Annotated in this window: 23 protein-coding genes; 7 read left to right on the plus strand and 16 right to left on the minus strand. The window is 51.9% G+C overall.

The window, feature by feature from the left end:
• Positions 1-3: 3 nt before the first annotated feature.
• From citE to citC, 3 genes are read right to left on the minus strand one after another with little or no spacing between them, the layout of a single operon-like run.
• A complete protein-coding gene (gene citE / locus C2U53_RS16650; RefSeq protein ID WP_104446142.1) occupies positions 4-912 on the minus strand; it encodes a citrate (pro-3S)-lyase subunit beta in 909 nt (302 codons plus the stop codon).
• Positions 909-1,205 carry a citrate lyase acyl carrier protein gene (citD, locus tag C2U53_RS16655; protein ID WP_043001438.1) on the minus strand — a complete coding sequence of 99 codons (297 nt, stop codon included), beginning with the start codon at positions 1,203-1,205 and terminating at the stop codon, positions 909-911. Before citD ends, citE begins: the two co-directional genes overlap by 4 nt.
• Entirely contained in the window at positions 1,202-2,278 is a 1,077-nt protein-coding gene (gene citC / locus C2U53_RS16660; RefSeq protein WP_058587783.1) for a [citrate (pro-3S)-lyase] ligase, read from the minus strand. The genes citD and citC overlap by 4 nt, the downstream gene beginning before the upstream one ends.
• Before the next feature lie 389 nt (positions 2,279-2,667).
• Between citC and dpiB the strand changes: the two genes are divergently transcribed.
• Both dpiB and dpiA read left to right on the plus strand, forming a co-directional pair.
• The gene (dpiB, locus tag C2U53_RS16665) at positions 2,668-4,329 is read left to right on the plus strand and encodes a sensor histidine kinase DpiB (RefSeq protein ID WP_043001436.1); all 1,662 of its coding nucleotides are present in this window, start codon (positions 2,668-2,670) and stop codon (positions 4,327-4,329) included.
• Positions 4,298-4,975, plus strand: a complete 678-nt coding sequence (dpiA, locus tag C2U53_RS16670; protein ID WP_043001435.1) for a two-component response regulator DpiA — start codon at positions 4,298-4,300, stop codon at positions 4,973-4,975. Before dpiB ends, dpiA begins: the two co-directional genes overlap by 32 nt.
• 56 nt (positions 4,976-5,031) lie before the next feature.
• On the opposite strand, the gene dcuC is transcribed toward dpiA, so the two are convergent.
• Complete coding sequence (gene dcuC / locus C2U53_RS16675) at positions 5,032-6,417, minus strand: anaerobic C4-dicarboxylate transporter DcuC (protein ID WP_043001434.1); 1,386 nt, start codon at positions 6,415-6,417, stop codon at positions 5,032-5,034.
• A 446-nt stretch (positions 6,418-6,863) separates the two neighbouring features.
• On the opposite strand from dcuC, the gene pagP reads away from it, so the two are divergent.
• Both pagP and cspE read left to right on the plus strand, forming a co-directional pair.
• A complete protein-coding gene (gene pagP / locus C2U53_RS16680) occupies positions 6,864-7,442 on the plus strand; it encodes a lipid IV(A) palmitoyltransferase PagP (RefSeq protein ID WP_043001433.1) in 579 nt (192 codons plus the stop codon).
• Between the two features lie 173 nt (positions 7,443-7,615).
• Positions 7,616-7,825: a transcription antiterminator/RNA stability regulator CspE gene (cspE, locus tag C2U53_RS16685; RefSeq protein WP_000034826.1), complete on the plus strand. Its 210-nt coding sequence runs from the start codon at positions 7,616-7,618 to the stop codon at positions 7,823-7,825.
• 53 nt (positions 7,826-7,878) lie between these two features.
• Here the strand turns inward: cspE and crcB are convergent, their stop codons facing one another.
• Positions 7,879-8,262 (minus strand): fluoride efflux transporter CrcB, encoded by a 384-nt coding sequence (gene crcB, locus C2U53_RS16690; protein ID WP_043001432.1) that lies wholly within the window; start codon positions 8,260-8,262, stop codon positions 7,879-7,881.
• Between the two features lie 90 nt (positions 8,263-8,352).
• Between crcB and C2U53_RS16695 the strand changes: the two genes are divergently transcribed.
• Positions 8,353-9,141 (plus strand): deaminated glutathione amidase, encoded by a 789-nt coding sequence (locus tag C2U53_RS16695; RefSeq protein WP_104446143.1) that lies wholly within the window; start codon positions 8,353-8,355, stop codon positions 9,139-9,141.
• A 129-nt stretch (positions 9,142-9,270) separates the two neighbouring features.
• The gene (tatE, locus tag C2U53_RS16700; protein WP_043001430.1) at positions 9,271-9,474 is read left to right on the plus strand and encodes a twin-arginine translocase subunit TatE; all 204 of its coding nucleotides are present in this window, start codon (positions 9,271-9,273) and stop codon (positions 9,472-9,474) included.
• A 97-nt stretch (positions 9,475-9,571) separates the two neighbouring features.
• Here tatE and lipA read toward each other — a convergent pair whose 3' ends face one another.
• The 10 genes from lipA to rsfS form a co-directional block, all read right to left on the minus strand.
• Entirely contained in the window at positions 9,572-10,537 is a 966-nt protein-coding gene (gene lipA, locus C2U53_RS16705; RefSeq protein WP_042320707.1) for a lipoyl synthase, read from the minus strand.
• A 208-nt stretch (positions 10,538-10,745) separates the two neighbouring features.
• Positions 10,746-11,699: a YbeF family transcriptional regulator gene (locus tag C2U53_RS16715; protein WP_044256603.1), complete on the minus strand. Its 954-nt coding sequence runs from the start codon at positions 11,697-11,699 to the stop codon at positions 10,746-10,748.
• Between the two features lie 299 nt (positions 11,700-11,998).
• Positions 11,999-12,640, minus strand: a complete 642-nt coding sequence (gene lipB, locus C2U53_RS16720) for a lipoyl(octanoyl) transferase LipB (protein WP_090048726.1) — start codon at positions 12,638-12,640, stop codon at positions 11,999-12,001.
• A gap of 102 nt (positions 12,641-12,742) precedes the next feature.
• The gene (gene ybeD, locus C2U53_RS16725) at positions 12,743-13,006 is read right to left on the minus strand and encodes a DUF493 family protein YbeD (protein ID WP_042320704.1); all 264 of its coding nucleotides are present in this window, start codon (positions 13,004-13,006) and stop codon (positions 12,743-12,745) included.
• 107 nt (positions 13,007-13,113) lie between these two features.
• Positions 13,114-14,325 carry a D-alanyl-D-alanine carboxypeptidase DacA gene (gene dacA, locus C2U53_RS16730; RefSeq protein ID WP_043001427.1) on the minus strand — a complete coding sequence of 404 codons (1,212 nt, stop codon included), beginning with the start codon at positions 14,323-14,325 and terminating at the stop codon, positions 13,114-13,116.
• Positions 14,326-14,473: 148 nt separating this feature from the next.
• A complete protein-coding gene (gene rlpA, locus C2U53_RS16735) occupies positions 14,474-15,589 on the minus strand; it encodes an endolytic peptidoglycan transglycosylase RlpA (RefSeq protein WP_043001426.1) in 1,116 nt (371 codons plus the stop codon).
• 10 nt (positions 15,590-15,599) lie between these two features.
• Positions 15,600-16,712, minus strand: coding sequence for a peptidoglycan glycosyltransferase MrdB (gene mrdB / locus C2U53_RS16740; protein WP_043001425.1), 1,113 nt, complete (start codon positions 16,710-16,712; stop codon positions 15,600-15,602).
• A 2-nt stretch (positions 16,713-16,714) separates the two neighbouring features.
• Positions 16,715-18,616: a peptidoglycan DD-transpeptidase MrdA gene (gene mrdA, locus C2U53_RS16745; protein ID WP_043001424.1), complete on the minus strand. Its 1,902-nt coding sequence runs from the start codon at positions 18,614-18,616 to the stop codon at positions 16,715-16,717.
• 29 nt (positions 18,617-18,645) lie between these two features.
• Entirely contained in the window at positions 18,646-19,113 is a 468-nt protein-coding gene (gene rlmH, locus C2U53_RS16750) for a 23S rRNA (pseudouridine(1915)-N(3))-methyltransferase RlmH (protein WP_003022725.1), read from the minus strand.
• A 3-nt stretch (positions 19,114-19,116) separates the two neighbouring features.
• Entirely contained in the window at positions 19,117-19,434 is a 318-nt protein-coding gene (gene rsfS, locus C2U53_RS16755; protein WP_012904988.1) for a ribosome silencing factor, read from the minus strand.
• A 21-nt stretch (positions 19,435-19,455) separates the two neighbouring features.
• Here rsfS and C2U53_RS29935 point away from each other — a divergent pair, with 21 nt between their 5' ends.
• Positions 19,456-19,635 carry a hypothetical protein gene (locus C2U53_RS29935; protein ID WP_172740577.1) on the plus strand — a complete coding sequence of 60 codons (180 nt, stop codon included), beginning with the start codon at positions 19,456-19,458 and terminating at the stop codon, positions 19,633-19,635.
• Positions 19,636-19,692: 57 nt separating this feature from the next.
• Here the strand turns inward: C2U53_RS29935 and C2U53_RS16760 are convergent, their stop codons facing one another.
• Positions 19,693-20,304: an adenosylcobalamin/alpha-ribazole phosphatase gene (locus C2U53_RS16760; RefSeq protein WP_044266384.1), complete on the minus strand. Its 612-nt coding sequence runs from the start codon at positions 20,302-20,304 to the stop codon at positions 19,693-19,695.
• Positions 20,305-20,329 lie beyond the last annotated feature (25 nt).

Consider the following 20,329-nt stretch of genomic DNA (forward strand, 5'->3'; position numbering starts at 1 on the left):
GCCTTATTCTTCGCGGATGCCGGAAAGTTCTGCACGGGAGAGCACCAGACGTGCGCGCTCGATCACCGGGCTGTCGACCATCTTGCCGTTCAGGGAGACCACCCCGAGGCCTTCACGGGCGGCGGCTTCTGCGGCTTCCACGACCAGACGCGCGTGCGTCACTTCTTTTTGCGTCGGGGCATACAGGTTGTGCAACAGGTCAATCTGGCGCGGGTTGATCAGCGATTTGCCGTCAAAACCCAGCTGTTTGATGTGGGCGGCTTCGTGCAGGAAGCCCGCTTCGTTGTTGGCATCGGAATAGACGGTATCGAAGGCCTGAATCCCGGCAGAGCGCGCGGCCTGCAAAATAGAACAACGGGCAAACAGTAATTCAGTCCCCTCCGGCGAACGCTCCGTGCGCAGGTTGCGTACATAGTCTTCCGCGCCCAGCGCGATCCCGATCAGACGTTCAGAGGCGTGGGCGATTTCCACGGCGCGAGTGATGCCTAACGGTGACTCGATGGCGGCCAGCAGACCCGTGCTGCCCGGCTCGCGACCGCAGGATTTTTCAATGCGCAGAATTTCGCTTTCGATATCGATAACATCCTGAGCGGTATCGGTTTTCGGCAGACGGACCACGTCAGCGCCGCCGCGAACGACGGCTTCCAGATCGTTGATCCCCCATTCGGAATCCAGTGCGTTAACGCGCACGATGGTTTCGACGTCGCGATACAACGGATGCTGCAGTGCGTGGTAGACCAGACGACGAGCGGTGTCTTTTTCACGCAGCGCGACGGAGTCTTCCAGGTCAAACATCAGGGCATCTGCCGGATAGATAAACGAGTTGCTGACCATCGCGGCATTGGCGCCGGGAACAAACAGCATGCTGCGGCGAGTACGCGTTTTGCGCTGTTGCAGAGAAGCGGAAATCATTGGCGATCCTCCCAGGGCAGGGCCGGGATACCGCTGGCGCGCGCCAGTAATGCTTCCAGTCGTGCACGTAAAATGCAGTCCAGTGCGCCTTTATCATCGACATTCAATTGCACGCCGCGCACGTCATACTGCGTCAGAACATCCAGAATGGTGGCGCGAATGGCCTCGCCAAACTGTTTCTCAACGCTGCTGTTGATCTGCAGGTCAATCTCCTGCGTATCGAGAGGGGCGATGCGTATCATCACATCACCGGACTCAAGTGTGCCTGCGACGGCAGCCTGGTTTATTTTCATTTTTCACCTGTTACTAATGCGGGGGTCTTTTGGCGGACTGTCGCGTGAGCGGGTGTGCGCTCAGGCATGCTTTGCAGGTAGTGCAAAGTGGCTGAAGGCACCAGCGACGCGATAGCCGTGAGATCTTTTTTCACGAGCAGTTTGCGCACCAGAGACGCAGAGATCGGCGTCCCCTGGAAACACAGTCGCTCGATTTCCACCAGTTCAATGGGCGGGGCGGGAAGAGTCGGCGTTTCCAGCCAGAAACGCATGTCGTGGTTATACTGGGCGGTTACGCTGCAAAACGGTTCCGTACCGACAAAGCGATGGGTGATCCCCAGCGCAGGTGCCAGATACTGACGAAAAATTTTTAAATCGATTTCGGTGTAGCAATGGTTGATGACGCTTTGTTCTTTAATGAAGTAACACGGGAACGTGGCGCGCGAAATGATGTATTCCGACCCGCGATGAACGGTGAGGTGCGGTATGTCTGCGGTGCCTTTGAGCACCAGGTCGAGTCGGTCCTCATACGGGAAACGGGAGGTATCTTCTTTCACCAGGAACAGATGAAGCCAGTCGCACTGCGCTGCCGCCTGTTGGATTAAATAGCGGTGTCCATTGGTGAACGGATTGGCATTCATCACGATGCAGCCGATTTTCTTGCCGTCATGACGCAGTTTGCTTAATGACTCTGCATAGCGTTTCAGACGTGTGGTGCTGTTTTCCATTAGCACCATGATGCCGGGAACGCGGGTCAGCGTTGAAAATCCGCACTGGCGGAACAACGATTCATACTCAGTTTTGGTATAAATGAAGAGATGCGTGCAGTGCCTTTCGTAGGCGAGATTGATAAGTTCTGTCGCCAGCGTGAGCGCTAACCCCTCGCCGCGTACCGATTCACTAATGGCCACACACTTGATGATATTTCCGGCGATACCGCCGCAGGCGATGAGTTTTTCATCACGAGTCACGGTAATAAAAACTTCAACGGTGGTATCGACGCTCAGATCATTTTCTTTCAGGAATTGCGTGATCGCCGCCATCTTTATATTTTCTGAGCGTTTGACGCGCGTGAACACATTATTACCAAACATAGTGGATAAGTCCTGAAGATATATTGTTGTTGCCGGTTTTGTATGTATGTTGTACGGAAATACGATTTTATAACGTTTTGTTTTCATTCCGGGGAAAAGACGATTTTGCAACGGCCTATTTCTTTTTTTCCGGAATGCATACATCGTAAGGAGTATTTTCGAGGTAAATTTTGATTTATTTCACAAACACTTAGATGGTTTTTATGAGTTTAATGGTTTTAAGTTTTTTAATTATTCTTATTACAGATTGTGACGTGGTGTTAAATGACTTAATTGATTTAATGTGGTGAATCTGTAACGATTGTCTTTATTTGCTGCCTGTCTGTATAAAACAATTTCATTACATATGCTGGCGGCTTTTACCGAATTATGCCCATTAAGGAACCGTCATGTTGGTTCAAAAAAATAAAAAGCCGTTTTCTTTTTTTCGCCGACTGGCATTTCCGTTGCGCATTTTTCTGCTTATTCTCGTTTTTTCGGTGTTCATTATTGCCGCGCTGGCACAGTATTTTTCCGCGAGCTTTGAAGATTACTTGAGTACGCACGTTCGCGATATGGCGATGAACCAGGCGAAGATTATTGCCGCCAACGACAGCATCATTGCGGCGGTGAAGGATCGCGATTACAAACGGCTGGCAACCATTGCCGGAAAACTGCAGAGCGATACTGATTTTGACTATGTGGTGATCGGCGATAGTCACTCTATCCGGCTTTATCATCCTAACCCGGAGAAAATTGGCTACCCGATGCAGTTTACCAAGCCTGGCGCGCTGGAGAGGGGAGAAAGCTATTTCATTACCGGGACGGGCTCCATCGGCCTGGCAATGCGGGCGAAAACGCCAATCTTTGATGATGACGGCAACGTTATTGGCGTGGTCTCCATCGGTTATCTGGTCAGCAAAATTGACAGCTGGCGGCTGGACTTCATTCTACCGATGGCCGGCGTGTTTGTTTTGCTGCTGGTGGTACTGATGTTGCTTTCCTGGTTTTTTGCCGCTCATATTCGCCGTCAGATGATGGGGATGGAACCGAAGCAAATTGCCCGGGTAGTTCGTCAGCAGGAAGCGCTGTTCAGTTCTGTTTATGAAGGGCTGATTGCCGTGGATCCCGACGGCTATATTACGGCCATTAACCGTAGTGCGAGAAAGATGCTCGGCCTGCGTTCACCTGGTCGACAATGGTTGGGCAAACCGATTCATGAGGTGGTTAACCCATCCGATTTCTTTACCGAACAGATTGCCGAAAGGCGTGTGGACGCGATGGTCAACTTCAATGGTCTGAGCGTTATTGCCAACCGTGAGGCGATCCGTTCAGGGGATGAGTTACTGGGCGCGATTATCAGCTTTCGCAGCAAAGATGAGATTGCCACCCTGAACGCGCAACTGACACAGATTAAGCAATATGTGGAGAGTCTGCGAACGTTGCGCCATGAGCATCTAAACTGGATGTCAACGCTCAATGGCCTGCTGCAAATGAAAGAGTACGATCGGGTCAGGGAGATGGTGCAGGGGGAATCGCAGGCGCAGCAACAGTTGATTGATAGCCTGCGCGAGGCGTTTGCCGATCGCCAGGTGGCGGGCCTGCTGTTTGGTAAGGTTCAGCGCGCGCGCGAACTGGGGCTTAAAATGACGATCGTTCCTGGCAGTCAGCTTCAGCAGTTGCCGGAAGGGCTGGACAGTACCGAATTTGCGGCGATTGTCGGAAATCTTCTCGACAACGCGTTTGACGCCAGTTTGCGTACCGAGCAGGGGAATAAGGTCGTGGAACTGTATCTGAGCGATGAAGGCGACGATGTGGTGATAGAAGTGGCCGACCAGGGATGCGGCGTCCCTGAGGCACTGCGTGAAAAAATATTCGAACAGGGTGTAAGCACCCGTTCCGATGAGCCGGGTGAGCACGGCATCGGACTGTACCTGATTGCAAGTTATGTGGGGCGCTGTGGCGGAACGATTACTCTGGAAGATAACGATCCCTGCGGCACCTTATTCTCTCTTTTTATTCCGAAAGTGAAAAAGAACAATGACGGAACCATTAACCCTATTAATCGTTGAAGATGAAATGCTGCTTGCCGAGATGCATGCAGAGTACATCCGCCATATTCCCGGTTTTAATCAGATCTGGTTAGCCGGTAATCTGGCGCAGGCGAGAATGATGATTGAACGGTTTAAACCGGGCCTCATTTTACTGGATAACTACCTTCCGGACGGGAAGGGGATCACGCTGCTGCATGAGCTGACGGCGTCGCATTATCCCGGCGGGGTGGTTTTTACCACTGCGGCCAGCGATATGGAAACGGTGGCCGACGCGGTACGCAGCGGGGCGTTTGATTATTTGATCAAACCTATCGCCTATGAGCGTCTGGGGCAGACGCTCACCCGTTACCAACAGCGCAGACGGATGCTGGCAGAAAACGACAGCGCCAGTCAGCGACAAATTGATGAGATGTTTAATGCCTATGCGCGAGGCGAGCCGAAAGATGAGCTGCCCACCGGGATTGATGCGTTAACGTTGAATGCGGTTAAAAAGCTGTTTGCTGATCCTCAGGTACAGCACACCGCCGAAACCGTCGCGCAGGCGCTGACCATCAGCCGTACGACCGCCAGACGGTACCTCGAATATTGTGCCAGTCGGCATTTGGTTATTGCGGAAATTGTGCACGGCAAGGTGGGGAGACCGCAGCGAATTTACCACGGTTAATGGCGGCGTATGGCCGGATGAGACATAGCGCGCCCTCATCCGGCAAGGGTTCTGAATCAGCCTCCCGTTACTGCGGAAGAGGTACCCGGCACCATCACTTCGGTCGCAATGATAACGATCAACAGCCCGACCATGACCGGTACGGAGGTGCGTTTTACCACTTCAAAAGGCGAGATTTTTGCCATCCCGGCTACCGCCACGACCACGCCGGAGACCGGGGAGATCGTACGGCCCAGGTTGGATGCCTGTAGCATCGGAATCGACAGATACGCCGGGTTGATACCCGATGATTGTGCCAGCTTAGGAATCATTTCCACGAAAGCGTAGAACGGCGCGTTACCGGAACCGGTGGTCATCGCTGCCAGCATGGTCAGAATCACCAGTACCAGCATCAAAATGATGCTCGCTGAGCCAAACGAAGTGGCGATGGAGATCAGGCTCTGGATGAAGCCAATCGTGCTCAGACCCTGTGCGAAAACACCCGCCGCAACTAACAGCATCACCACGTTCGCAAACGCATCGGCCATACCGCGATACGCCACTTCCAGACCTGAATACACTTTCTGGGTGTTGAAACCCCGGACGAACTCCAGCACTGCCGCAATAAGCATACAGAGCACCAGAATCGTAATGATGTGCAATTGCGGTCCCCACTTACCATCAAAAATCAGCACTCCGATAATCGGCGTAAATGGCAGAATGGCGTAGAACGCCGGCGCCGTAGTGGTGATTTCATTCACGTCAAGCATTTCGTGGGCCGCGTTCTCTTTTTTATCCAGATAACGTTGCCAGAAATAGTGGGCTATCGCCATTCCGATGATTGCCGCAATGGAGATCGGCAGTGTGGTTTTAAAGGCAAAATCGATCAGTGGCATTTCGGCTGCTTTGGCAGCCAGCACGACGTCACCGGAGGTAGGGGAAAGGATAATTGCGGCAGGCGAGGCGCAAATGGCCGCCGCGGCACCGCGGCTGATTCCTACGTTGACCATGATCGGGAAAAGCGTCGCCATCAACAATACGCCGAGTCCGGTAGCGGATGACACTGCCAGGGACATCAGACAGGCAACAAAATAGGCGGCAATCATCAACAAATAAGGTGAATTGATGTACTGCAAAGGCTTCGACGCCAGTTTCACGACCATATCGTTCGCGCCGATGTGGGTCATATAAGCGGCAAATCCGCAGAGCATCATGATCATCATGCCAAGGTCGCCACCACGGCTCATCAGCAGGATCTTGATGTATTCAACGATATCCGTCGCGGAATAACCCGTCGTGGTCTCGCTGGAAGGCAGCACTTTATGGCCCATCAGGGCGCTGATAATCAGCAGCACCAGACCGCCAACAAAGAGCACGCCGGTTGCCGAATACCCTTTAATGATGTAGCGCGCTACACCCACAATAACCACAACTCCAATAAGGAGTTCGATAAATGTCAACATTGTTTCCCCTGTCGCGTAGACACCCAGAAGTGAAATTAAGATAATACCAATAAGTTGGTGTAAAAATGTGCCGAATAAGTGTTTGCTACTTGCTGATTAAAATCAATAAACAGAACGATTAACCGTCGGTCGGCGGCTATTTTTTTCGTTGCCGTGATGAAGGTGAAATCTTTTATTTTCCAGTCTCCAGGAAAATTCCTTATTGTTTCATTTTTGTTTTGTTTATGCAGCGTTGCTGTTAATGAGTGGCGGCGAAAGAGTGCTTTCAACGTAAGAGAGTGAAAAGCATACAATATCTGACTGATAATTCAGCGATAAATAATACTACAAAAGATAGGGTTTAATTGCAGCATTCAAAATCTTAGAACAATCTGATTCAGGTCAGCATTGCCGCTGTTAAGGTTTCATTCAAGTTATTTTTGGTATAATCAAGACTGAACTTAAGAATGGTAATAAACGTTGTGAGTACAGCTAAAAAATATTTTCTCCTTTTTTCATTTCTTTTTATTCAGTTAGCGATGCTGCCGCGTGCAGTGGCAGAAGAAAAAGGGTGGTTTAATACCTTTACAGACAATGTTGCCGAAACCTGGCAGCAACCTGAGCATTATGATTTATATATTCCCGCGATAACCTGGCATGCGCGTTTTGCCTATGACAAAGAAAAAACCGATCGTTATAACGAGCGTCCGTGGGGCGGTGGTTTTGGCCAGTCGCGCTGGGATGAAAAGGGAAACTGGCACGGCCTTTATATCATGGCTTTCAAAGATTCATGGAATAAATGGGAGCCGATCGGTGGTTATGGCTGGGAGAGCACCTGGCGACCTCTGCCGGATGACAATTTCCACCTGGGGTTAGGTTTTACCGCCGGTGTGACGGCGCGTGATAACTGGAACTACATTCCTCTTCCTGTCCTGCTGCCGCTGGCTTCCATCGGTTACGGTCCGGCAACGTTTCAGATGACCTATATCCCCGGTACTTATAACAACGGTAACGTATACTTTGCGTGGATGCGTTTTCAGTTCTGAACCAATTAATGGCAATAAATTTCATATAAAACAAAGTGATATAAGCTTATATCAAAAAATAACGCGACATTTATCACTTTTTGCCAAAGTTCGACTGGACAAAGTGAACCACAATTGGTGTACTGGTACCCGACACAGCATTTGTGTCTATTTTTCATGTAAAGGTAATTTTGATGTCTAAGATTAAAGGTAACGTTAAGTGGTTTAATGAGTCCAAAGGATTCGGTTTCATTACTCCGGAAGATGGCAGCAAAGACGTGTTCGTACACTTCTCTGCAATCCAGACCAATGGTTTTAAAACTCTGGCTGAAGGTCAGCGTGTAGAGTTCGAAATCACTAACGGTGCCAAAGGCCCTTCTGCTGCAAACGTAACTGCTCTGTAAGCTTACGTCAGCAAGATTTCAAAACCCGCTTATTAGCGGGTTTTTTTTGGTCTTTAGTGCGCGCTGGAGGCGGAAAATAGCCAGAATGCTAACGCCGTCATCGCAAATGATCCCAACAGGTTGACCAACACATTCAGCATTGCCCAGCCCACCCGACCTTCCTGCAGCAAAAAGACCACTTCCGCCGAAAAGGTAGAGAAGGTTGTCAGGCCGCCACAAAAGCCGGTTGTGATCAAGACTTTCCATACTGGATCGATATTAGTCATTCGACTAAACCATGCCAGTCCCACACCAATGATGAATGCACCCAGTAAATTTGCGGTCAGGGTTCCTATCGGAATCGCCTGATGCATGGGGTTAAACCGCATACTGAGCATCCATCTCGCTACACTTCCTGTGCCACCGCCAATAAAAACCGCTAAAAGAAGTTGTAACACTGCATAATCCTGCCTTTGGTTGGTATATAAGATAAGTGTAACGCTGAATAATCATCGTTGGCGAGCCTGATAAACCTGACCGGAGGAATTATGCTAGTTGCTGCAGGGCAATTTGCCGTCAGTCCTGTGTGGGAAAAAAACGCAGAAACCTGCGTCATGCTCATGTCGCAGGCGGCGGGAAACGGCGCGTCATTGCTGGTTCTGCCTGAGGCATTACTGGCGCGAGACGATACGGATCCCGACCTGTCGGTGAAATCCGCCCAGTCTCTCGAGGGGGATTTCCTGATACAACTGTTGCGGGAAAGCGCGTCGAATACGATGACCACTATTCTCACTGTTCACGTTCCTTCGCGTCCCGGTCGTGCGGTAAACACGCTGGTGGCGCTGCGTGGGGGGAAAATTGTGGCAAGCTACGCCAAGCTACACCTCTATGATGCTTTCTCCATTCAGGAGTCCCGCAATGTTGATGCGGGTAACGTAATCGCACCGCTGCTTGACGTGGATGGACTCAGAGTGGGGCTGATGACCTGCTACGATCTGCGTTTTCCTGAACTGTCGATGGCGCTTGCGTTGCAGGGCGCTGAAGTGCTGGTGCTACCGGCGGCATGGGTCAGAGGGGCGCTGAAGGAACATCACTGGTCGACACTACTGGCTGCCCGCGCGCTCGATACCACCTGCTATATGATTGCCGCAGGGGAGTGTGGTAACAAAAATATCGGGCAGAGTCGTATTATCGATCCCCTTGGGGTGACGATTTCGGCTGCGGCAGACGTCCCGACGCTTATCATGGCGGAGATCACCGCTGAGCGAATTCGCCAGGTGCGGGCGCAATTACCGGTATTATGCAACCGCAGATTTGTGCCACCGCAATTATTATGACGTTTTTTTAAACACTGCTTGATTCACCTTGTTACAGATTGCTATTGTGTGCGCGCGTCAAATGACCGTTAATATTCTCAGGTTACTAAGGGCGCGCTACGCTGCCTGTTTTAAGTTAAGAAGGTATCTATGGGTGAGATTAGTATTACCAAATTGCTGGTGGTGGCCGCACTGGTCGTTCTGCTGTTTGGTACCAAGAAGTTACGTACACTGGGTGGAGACCTGGGCACGGCGATTAAGGGTTTCAAGAAAGCGATGAATGATGAAGATGCGGGCGCGAAAAAAGACGCAGACGGCAGCATTCAGGCTGAGAAACTCTCTCATAAAGAGTAATACCCGGAGCTAAACGCCTGTCCGTTTTACCCTGATGAGAAAAAACCCGCGATTAAGCGGGTTTTTTATAGGCGAAATGTAAGTATTTATTTCGAAATTACTTCACTTCCATCCCTTTCGCCTGCAGGTCAGCATGGTAAGACGAACGGACGAACGGTCCGCAAGCCGCATGGGTAAAGCCCATCGCCATGGCTTCTGCTTTCATCTCTTCAAATTCGTCCGGGCTGACATAGCGCTGAACGGGCAGGTGGTGACGGCTCGGCTGCAAATACTGTCCCAGCGTCAGCATAGTCACGCCGTGACGACGCAGATCGCGCATCACTTCAATGATTTCCGCATTCGTCTCACCGAGACCCACCATCAGACCGGATTTGGTCGGGATCTCCGGATGCGCTTCTTTAAAGCGTTCCAGTAATTTGAGCGACCAGTTGTAGTCAGCGCCCGGGCGAACCTGACGATAAATACGCGGCACGTTCTCAAGGTTATGGTTGAAAACGTCCGGCGGAGTGGCGGTCAGAATTTCCAGAGCACGATCCATACGACCGCGGAAGTCGGGGACCAGCGTTTCAATCTTAATCGTAGGACTTTTCTCACGAATAGCGGTAATGCAATCGGCAAAGTGCTGAGCGCCACCGTCACGCAGGTCATCACGGTCAACTGAGGTGATAACGACATAGCGCAGGGCCATGTCGGCAATCGTTTGTGCCAGCTTAACCGGTTCGTTGGCGTCCGGCGCCACAGGGCGGCCGTGGGCCACATCACAGAACGGGCAGCGACGGGTACAAATAGCGCCGAGGATCATAAACGTGGCGGTACCGTGATTGAAACACTCCGCCAGGTTTGGGCAAGAGGCTTCTTCACAAACAGAATGCAGGCCATTCTTACGCATTGCTGCTTTGATGCCCTGGATACGAGTGGAGTCCGCTGGAAGCTTAATTTTCATCCATTCCGGCTTGCGCAGCAGGGCTTCGCGCTCTGTTGCCACATTTTTGACCGGGATAAGGGCCATCTTATCGGCATCGCGGTATTTAACACCGCGTTCCATCACAATGGGTTTACTCATAGCGTGCGTGTTCCAGTTGCGAATAACGAGGGAAAGCGTTTTGATTCAAGGGAATGTTGTATTTATCAACTATTTTTGAATTCACTACACGCAGTATATCATTTAAACGGGCCTGAAAGCAGCCTGAGTGACCGGCAAAATGTAAAATAGTTGTTGTTTTGTGCCATTTACCTGGCAGCAGTTTTGACCGGGTCGCAACATTTCATTTTCAGAAGGCGTCGCGGATCACTGCGATGACGTTCTCCAGTACCGGATCGCGTAAGCTCAGCTTGTTGTAATGCAGTGAGAAGTCGATTTTCTCATGGTTCAGGGATGGATGGGGGATCCGCTGAAGCGGCCAGCAGTGGCTGAACAGCGTGAAGAAACGCGCGGGCATAATACCCACCAGATCGCTGTGAGCAATGAGTGATGCCAGCGTGAAAATATTGTAGCTGCTAAAGCTGATTTGCCGATCGGGGAACAATTCCTGGATACGTTGGCGCAGGAGCGTGAAGCTTTGTCCTTCGATCATCAGCAGACTATGTTCAGCGTCATCGAGGGCTTCAGGGGTCAGGGTACGCGTCAGGGAAGGGTGATTCTGGCGGCAGACCAGTTCGATTTTGTCAGAAAACAGAACATGGTTCTCTACTGCGCGGTTGCTGTAGATGTGGTTATCAATAATCAAATCACTCTGAAACTGACTGAGTTGCGTTTCGGCATCATGGACGGGAATGTTACGCAGATGCAGTTGCGGATGGCTCGTTTTGATGGCGTGATAAATTGTCGGCATGACCAGCGCGCCGATAGACGGAGTAGTCCCGATAGTTATCGTCCGTTGTTTATCGTAGCTGCCGGTGAGATCCAGCGCGCCGAGAATGGATTCCAGCCCCTGGCTGATATACTCATGCAGATGGGTGGCATAAGTCGTGGGCGTCACGCCCTGGCCTTTTCGAATAAACAGGGGATCAGGAAATATTGTGCGCAGTTTCTGAATGGACTGGCTGATCGCTGAAGGAGTCAGATTGAGAACTTTCGCGGCGTTGACGATTCCTTTATGAACATAAACGGCTTCAAAAATAGTCAGCAGGTTCAGGTCTATATTTCTCAGCGTTCTGAAAATTTGCGGCTTATCTTCGGGTCGGTGTTCGTAGAAATGTCCTTTCGGCTTACTATTTTCACTCACGTTCTAACTCCAATTTAATTCACTTTATAAATAATAGTGATGCTTGTATTTGTTGTAAGCATGCGTTTTGCACCACTATTGTTCATCTCGCGGTATCGATAACCTTTTTTATAGCAATGGATTGAAGGTTTAACGTTCGTATAAAGAAAAATCCTACGTCGTTTTTTATGACGGAGAAAACTCGTTAAAAATTCAAACTAAGACAAACAGAAAATATAGAAACCAGGAGACATTGTAAAGCATTTGAGCCGGAAGGGTGACAATGGCCCCCGATTTTTTGGGCCATTGCATTCAATAAGTTAAGCGGAAATATATTCGTAAGGGGGATTATTTAGCAGTGCTAAAATATTGGCTAATAATCGTGGTTGGATATTATCTGTCGTGACCTGGCTATCCCATTGAGATATTTTTGCCATTTCCATGCCGGCATAACCGCAGGGATTAATTCGTAAGAAAGGCGAGAGATCCATATTAACGTTTAATGCCAGTCCATGGAATGAGCAACCGCGACGAATACGCAAACCGAGGGAACATATTTTCTTTTCACCGACATAAACGCCAGGGGCATCTGCACGCGGGTGAGCGTCAATATCCAGTTCAGCCAGAGTATTCACGACAGTCTGTTCCAGCAACGTGACCAATTCCCGCACGCCCAGTTTACGTCGCTTCAGGTTCAACAAAACGTACATAACCTGTTGACCTGGCCCATGGTAAGTGACCTGCCCACCGCGATCGCTTTGAATGACCGGAATATCGCCGGGCATTAAAACATGTTCCGCTTTCCCTGCCTGACCCTGGGTGAAAACCGGATAGTGTTCAACCAGCCAGATTTCATCGGGAGTCTGTTCATCGCGGGTGTTGGTAAAGTCGTGCATGGCCTGGGAGACGGGTTCGTAGGGTTGAAGACCGAGCTGGCGGACCAGTATTTTATCCTGAGACAAAACAGCATCTCCGTAGAGAAGTAATCAATGGGGGAGGGAAGTATATCACAGTGAAGAGGAGGCGAGGTGGGCGCCCGAACATGGTCGGGGCCCGAACCTGTATTACAGAACCATACGGACGATTTCGATGTTACCGAGTTCTTCGTACAGCGTTTCAACCTGCTCAATATGGGTCGCGTTGATGGTAATCGAGACCGAGTGGTAATTGCCTTTGCTGCTGGGTTTTACCGTCGGAGAGTAATCACCTGGCGCATGGCGCTGTACCACTTCAACCACCTGTTCAACCAGCTCAGGTAACGCCTGCCCCATAACTTTGTAAGTAAAAGGAGTAGGGAATTCAAGCAGTTCGTTAAGTTTGGTTTTCATGTCAGCTCCGGCGTAACGTAAATAAATAACAACTCCCGCCAGAGGGCGGGAGTTTTACTGATGCTTAGTATATGGGGATGGAAATCACACTTTCAAGTGTTCAATTTTTAACCAAACCAGTGATGGAACATTAACTTAATGTAATCAATGATTTTGCTGAAGAAGTTACCTTCCGGGATTTCCTGCAGCACGACCAGAGGGCGCTGCTCAATGGTTTTACCGTCAAGCTGGAAGTTGATGGTACCGACCACCTGATTTTTCTGCAGCGGCGCATGCAGCTCCGTGCTGTTCAGTACATAGCTGGCTTTCAGGTCTTTCATACGGCCACGCGGAATGGTCAGATACACATCTTTATCAACCCCTAAGGAGGCGCGATCGGTATCACCAAACCAGGACGGTTCAGAGGCGAATTCTTTGCCTGCTTTCAGCGGGTTAACCGTTTCGAAGAAACGGAAACCCCAGGTCAGCAGTTTTTTGCTTTCCGTTTCACGTCCTTTATAGGTACGCCCGCCCATGACCGCGGAGATCAAACGCATCTGACCTTCCGTCGCCGAGGCCACCAGGTTGTAGCCTGCTTTATCGGTATGACCAGTCTTGATGCCATCTACTTTCAGGCTGTTGTCCCACAGCAAACCGTTACGGTTCAACTGACGGATGCCGTTAAAGGTGAACTCTTTCTCTTTATAGACGGAATATTCGTTAGGAACGTCGCGGATTAGTGCTTGTCCAATCAGCGCCATATCACGAGCGGAACTGTACTGACCGTCGGCATCCAGACCGTGAACCGTCTGGAAATGGGTATTTTTCAGACCCAGCGCATTCACATAGCTGTTCATCAGACCGACAAACGCATCCTGACTGCCCGCCGCAAAGTCAGCCATCGCGACGCAGGCGTCGTTACCAGACTGCAGGTTAATCCCGCGAATCAGTTGCGATACCGGAACCTGCATGCCTGGCTTCAGGAACATCAGCGATGAGCCTTTAAAGACCGGATTACCCGTGGCCCAGGCATCATTACCGATAGTGACCAGATCCGTTTCTTTAAATTTGCCCGCTTTCATTGCCTGACCGATAACGTAACTGGTCATCATTTTGGTCAGACTGGCCGGGTCGCGACGCGTATCGGCGTTTTGTTCCGCCAGCACTTTACCGGAGTTATAGTCAATGAGGATGTAAGACTCCGCGTCGATCTGCGGAACACCCGGGATCATGGTTTTGATATTCAGGTCATCGGCATGCGCGCCTGAAATAGCGGCTGTACAAAGAGCCGTGGTGAGCGCCATGCGCTGCAGGAAACGAGCGGAAAAAGTGGTCTTCATGGTCTGAACTACGACGTCCGTGATGGAATTAAAAAAAGTGCCCTACTATAGCAAATGCAATACCGGCAGGCATCTGACTTTCCGCATGACTTTGTTAACGTAGTTAACGTCATTTACAGAAACTGACACTTCAGATGCCCTTGTTACGTTACTGTGCGCCGGTAATGAAGGACTGTAATTGGGCTTCAGATTGTAAGCGCTGCTGCAGCGCACTGGCTTGTGCTTTACTGGCAAACGGCCCGAGCTGAATACGCCACACGGCGCCGTTCTGCGTGACGCGTCCAGGTACGCCAAACTGCTGGCCTAAGCGCTGTTGATATTGTTGGGCACGCCCCTGATCGCTCACCGCGCCGACCTGGACTACGTAACTGCCGCTGGCGGAAGCGGCGGCAGGCGCAGCCGTCGCAGCGGGTGTTGCTGCCGGTGCACTGACTGGTGCGCTAACGGGAGCTGCAGCCGCGGGCTGTGGCGCTGGCGTCGGTTCACTGCCTTCCAGTACACCTGCTGCCAGGGTCGTCGGGGCACCCAGGAACCCACTACTCTGAACCGGTGCGCCGGCATTATCTTCACTTTGCAAGGTGGAATTGCTGATGGCGCGAACGTCACCCTGAGGCTGCATCGCTTCCGGTGCGGAGGAGGCGCTGCCCATGCCGCCGCTCAGATCCGGACGTGAGGGCAGGGCATAAGTCTGTTTGGCCACGGTGGTACAGGCCATACCCGGACCAGACAATGAACCATCCTGTGCGACAATAATTGGGTCGATACGCACTTTGGTGTTATTGGAGGTGTTCAGACGGTCGGCAGCGGCACGCGACAGCGAAATCACGCGATCGTTGCCATAGGGACCTCGATCGTTAATGCGCACCACGATCATCCGTCCATTGGCGAGGTTAGTGATCCGCGCATAGCTCGGGATCGGTAACGTCGGATGCGCAGCGGTGAGCTGCATAGGATCGAACGCTTCGCCTGAGGCGGTCAGATTGCTACCGGGCTCGGCATCGTAGATCGCCGCGAACCCTGCCTGACTAAAGCGCGAGACATCCTGCACTATCTTGTAGCTCTTCCCGTCTCGCTGATAATCCTGATTAGCGCTCGGGTTGAGAGGTTCAAAACGCGGATCGGCTCCGCTGATTTCAACGACGGGCCCATTACATACCGCCGGCTGCGGCGCGACGGTGTTCTGTTGCTGACCATCATCACTCGTACATGCCGCGAGCAGCATAATTCCTGCTACGACGCAGACTCCAGGCAACTGCTTACGCATTGCGCACCCCTTACACGCTTTTCGATAACATTTTTCTGTGGGTGTGGATCGACATGACAATCCCGAACCCGGCCATCAACACGATCAGTGCTGAGCCTCCGTAACTGACCAACGGAAGCGGAACGCCTACAACAGGCAGAATCCCACTCACCATACCAATATTAACGAAGACATAAACGAATAAAATCAACATTAAGCCACCGGCCATCACGCGACCAAAGGTGGTTTGTGCGTGGGCGGCGATCCACAGGCCACGCATAATCAGCAGTATATACAGCGCCAGCAGGATCAGTATCCCAATCAGACCCAGCTCTTCCGCCAGGACAGCGAAGATAAAGTCGGTGTGGCGTTCGGGTAAAAATTCCAGTTGCGACTGGGTACCGTGTAACCATCCCTTACCGCTCAGACCGCCGGAACCAATCGCAATTTTAGACTGAATGATGTGGTAACCGGCACCCAACGGGTCGGTTTCCGGGTCGAGTAACATCATCACACGCTGACGCTGATAATCGTGCATCAGGAAGAACCACAGGATCGGAATGAACGCCGCGAGCAGCAGTACAGCGACGCCAATTAAACGCCAGCTCAGACCCGAGAGGAACAGCACGAACAGGCCGGAAAGCGCGACCAGAATCGAGGTCCCGAGGTCAGGCTGTGCCGCCACCAACAGCGTCGGCATAAAAATCAGCACCAGCGCGATGGCCGTGTTCTTCAGGGACGGCGGACAGACGTCGCGGTTGATAAAGCGTGCGACCATCAGAGGAACCGCGATTTTGGCGATTTCAGAAGGCTGAAAACGTACAATGCCGAGATCCAGCCAACGCTGCGCGCCTTTGGATATTGCCCCGAATGCATCGACCGCCACCAGCAGAATAATACAGAAAATATAGAGATACGGCGCCCAACCTTCATAGACGCGCGGCGGGATCTGCGCCATGACCACCATGATCACCAGCCCCATCGTAATCTGACCGACTTTACGCTCCATCATGCCAATGTCCTGGCCGCTGGCGCTCCAGATAACCAGTGAGCTGTAAACCAACAGCGCCAGCAAAATCAGTAACATGGTGGGATCAATATGGATTTTATCCCAGAATGTTTTTTTGTTCGGATTATCCGTCATGGTTATTGATCCTCCGCCGCTGCAACCGCCGGGTTTTCCGCTGGCAGATCGGTGTTGTTATCGCCCAACATGATGTGGTCAAGAATCTGACGCATAATGGTCCCCACCGCCGGACCCGCCCCCCCGTTTTCCAGGATGATGGCGACGGCCACCTGCGGGTTGTTATACGGTGCAAATGCGGTCATCAGTTTATGGTCACGCAGACGCTCGGCAATTTTATGCGCGTTATAGGTTTCATTGGCTTTCAGGCCAAAGACCTGTGCGGTACCGGATTTAGCGGCAATTTTATATGGCGCGCTGGCAAAATATTTATGCGCGGTCCCGTTGCCACGGTTGGCGACGCCATACATGCCGTCTTTCGCCAGTTCCCAATAACCAGAATGAATATCGCCGACCGGTGGCTCCTGCGGTTGTACCCAGGGAACCTTCTTGCCGTTTTCTGCGGTACTCATCAGCAGATGAGGCACCTTCACGACGCCGTCATTAATCAGGATCATCAGCGCCTTACTCATCTGAATCGGCGTTGCCGTCCAGTAGCCCTGACCGATGCCGACCGGAATGGTATCGCCCTGATACCAGGGTTTTTTAAAGCGTTTGAGCTTCCATTCGCGGGTAGGCATGTTGCCGGAACGCTCTTCCGCCAGGTCGATACCGGTATAGTGACCGTAACCGAATTTGCCCATCCACTCGGAGAGGCGATCGATCCCCATGTCATAGGCGACCTGATAGAAGAAGGTATCCGCCGATTCTTCCAGTGATTTAGTAATGTTCAGGTGTCCGTGACCCCATTTCTTCCAGTCACGGTAGCGTTTTTCCGAGCCGGGCAACTGCCACCAGCCAGGGTCAAACAGGCTGGTATTTCGGGTGATAACGCCCGCGCTTAATGCAGACACCGCGACATACGGTTTTACCGTCGACGCAGGTGGATAAACCCCCTGCGTTGCGCGGTTGACCAGCGGCGTGTTCGGATCGTTAAGCAAACCGGAATAGTCTTTACTGGAGATACCATCGACGAACAGGTTCGGGTCGTAACTGGGCATTGAAACCAGGGCCAGTACGCCGCCGGTGCGCGGGTCGGTGACCACCACGGCCGCGCGGCTACCGGCAAGCAGCGTCTCGATATACTGCTGCAGTTTGAGATCCAGCGTCAGGTAGATGTCGTGTCCGGCCTGTGGGGGGACTTCTTTGAGCTGACGGATGACGCGACCACGGTTGTTGACCTCGACTTCCTCGTAGCCGGTTTGACCGTGCAGCACATCTTCGTAGTAGCGCTCAATCCCCAGTTTCCCGATGTCATGCGTCGCGGCGTAGTTGGCCAGTTTGCCGTCTTTATCCAGTCGCTCAACGTCTTTATCGTTAATCTTCGACACGTAGCCAATGACGTGGGTAAGTGCGGAACCGTATGGGTAGAACCGGCGCTTATACCCTTTCACTTCCACACCCGGGAAGCGGTACTGGTTCACGGCAAAACGCGCAACCTGTACTTCGGTGAGGTTGGTTTTGACGGGAATAGAGGTAAAGCGGTGGGAACGTGCGCGCTCTTTCTTGAAGGCGGCAATATCGTCATCGGTCAGGTCGACAACGCTGCGCAGGGCATCCAGCGTTTGCTGCACGTTATCAACCTTCTCGGGCATCATTTCGACCTGATAAATGGTGCGGTTCAGGGCGAGAGGAATGCCATTACGGTCATAAATAATGCCGCGGCTGGGGGCGATAGGCACCAGCTTAATCCGGTTCTCATTCGAGCGAGTCTGGTAATCGGTAAAACGGACGATCTGCAAGTTATACAGATTGGCGATAAGCACGCCGGTGAGCAGTAAGATACCCAAAAAAGCGACCAGCGCCCGGCGCACAAATAGCGCGGACTCAGCCGTATAGTCGCGAAAAGAATTCTGTAATTTCATCCGCTGCTTAGTCTACTCAAGCTCAATGATCACTCACGGTGATAAGGGTGATTAGTGGTAATGCTCCACGCCCGATACAGGCTCTCTGCCACCAGCACCCGGACAAGCGGATGGGGAAGCGTGAGTGCAGAGAGCGACCAACTTTGTTCTGCCGCGGCTTTGCAGGCAGGGGATAATCCCTCCGGCCCGCCAATTAACAGGCTGACATCACGACCGTCCAGTTTCCAGCGTTCCAGTTCGGTCGCCAGTTGCGGCGTGTCCCAGGGCTTACCGGGTATATCCAGGGTGACGATGCGATTTTTGCCAGCGGCAGCCAGCATCTGCTCACCCTCTTTGTCGAGAATACGCTTGATATCCGCGTTCTTGCCGCGTTTGCCGGCCGGAATTTCGATCAGCTCAAAAGGCATGTCTTTGGGAAAACGCCGCAGGTACTCGGTAAAACCGGTTTGTACCCAGTCGGGCATTTTCGTGCCTACCGCGACAAGTTGAAGCTTCACGCATTAACTCCAGAGTTTTTCCAGCTCATACAGGCGACGGCTCTCTTCCTGCATAACGTGGACAATCACTTCACCCAGGTCAACGACGATCCAGTCGGCGACGCTCTCACCTTCCACGCCCAGCGGCAGCATTCCCGCAGCGCGAGATTCCTGCACGACGTGGTCAGCAATAGACATAACGTGACGGCTGGAAGTACCGGTACAGATGATCATGCAGTCGGTGATACTGGATTTGCCCTGAACGTCTAAGGCGATGATGTCCTGACCTTTAAGGTCATCAATTTTGTCGATAACAAAATCCTGGAGTGCTTTACCCTGCAAGTTTTCCCCCTGGGTGCATGAATGAGTATTAATAAGCCTGTCAGTATACCTGAACCCACCGGCTTTTCGGGACAAATGTCACCGGGCGACTTTGGAAAGTGGGCTATCATCCCACCCCATGCAACAGAATGCATCGCCATTTTTGTAAAACAATTTCTGCAAAATGCTGAAGGGCGGGAAAAGTCTGGCAGCGGAGAATAGCAGCCTGTCCGGGGGTGTCAATGGGCGGAGCGTTGCTGGCAGTAAAAAACAGATATTTTACTCGCCGGGCGTCCATATCGCTCTGCTGTTGAGAACCCGAAGCGTGGCAAAATCGCCAGTAAAATCAATGGCACTCCAGCAGCCTTGCTCAACGCGAAAATGCCACATCGCCGCGGCGGGCATGGCAAGCAACCGGGCGATTAACAGGCTGAGAACACCCTGATGGCTGACTATCAGCACATGATCATGGTGCTGATAGTCAGCGAGGATCGAAATTGCCTGCTCAACGCGCTGGGCGAAAGCCTGAAATCCTTCCCCATTGGTGGGAACGGCATTTTGCCAGTCGTTGCACCAGGCCGCGTAGTTTTCGGCATCTTCGCGGGCCAGATCCTGGTGATGACGCATCTCCCAGTCACCAAAAAACATCTCATTGAGCTCAGGCTTCACCTGTAGCGGCAGTTCACGTCCCTGAAGCACTAAGCGCGCCGTATGCTGCGCGCGCTCCAGCTCGCTACACAGCACCTGCTTAAAGGGAACCTGGCGAAGCAATGTATTCAGCGTTTGCGCCTGCGCCACGCCGCGCCCGGTCAACGGTGTGGGGGCATGACCGCTGTACAAACCCGCCACATTAGCCTCGGTTTCACCATGACGAACTAACCAGAGTCGCATTTATCCCTCGTGATACGTATTCGCG

It is taken from the genome of Citrobacter sp. CFNIH10 (assembly GCF_002934585.1).
GTDB lineage: Bacteria > Pseudomonadota > Gammaproteobacteria > Enterobacterales > Enterobacteriaceae > Citrobacter_A > Citrobacter_A amalonaticus.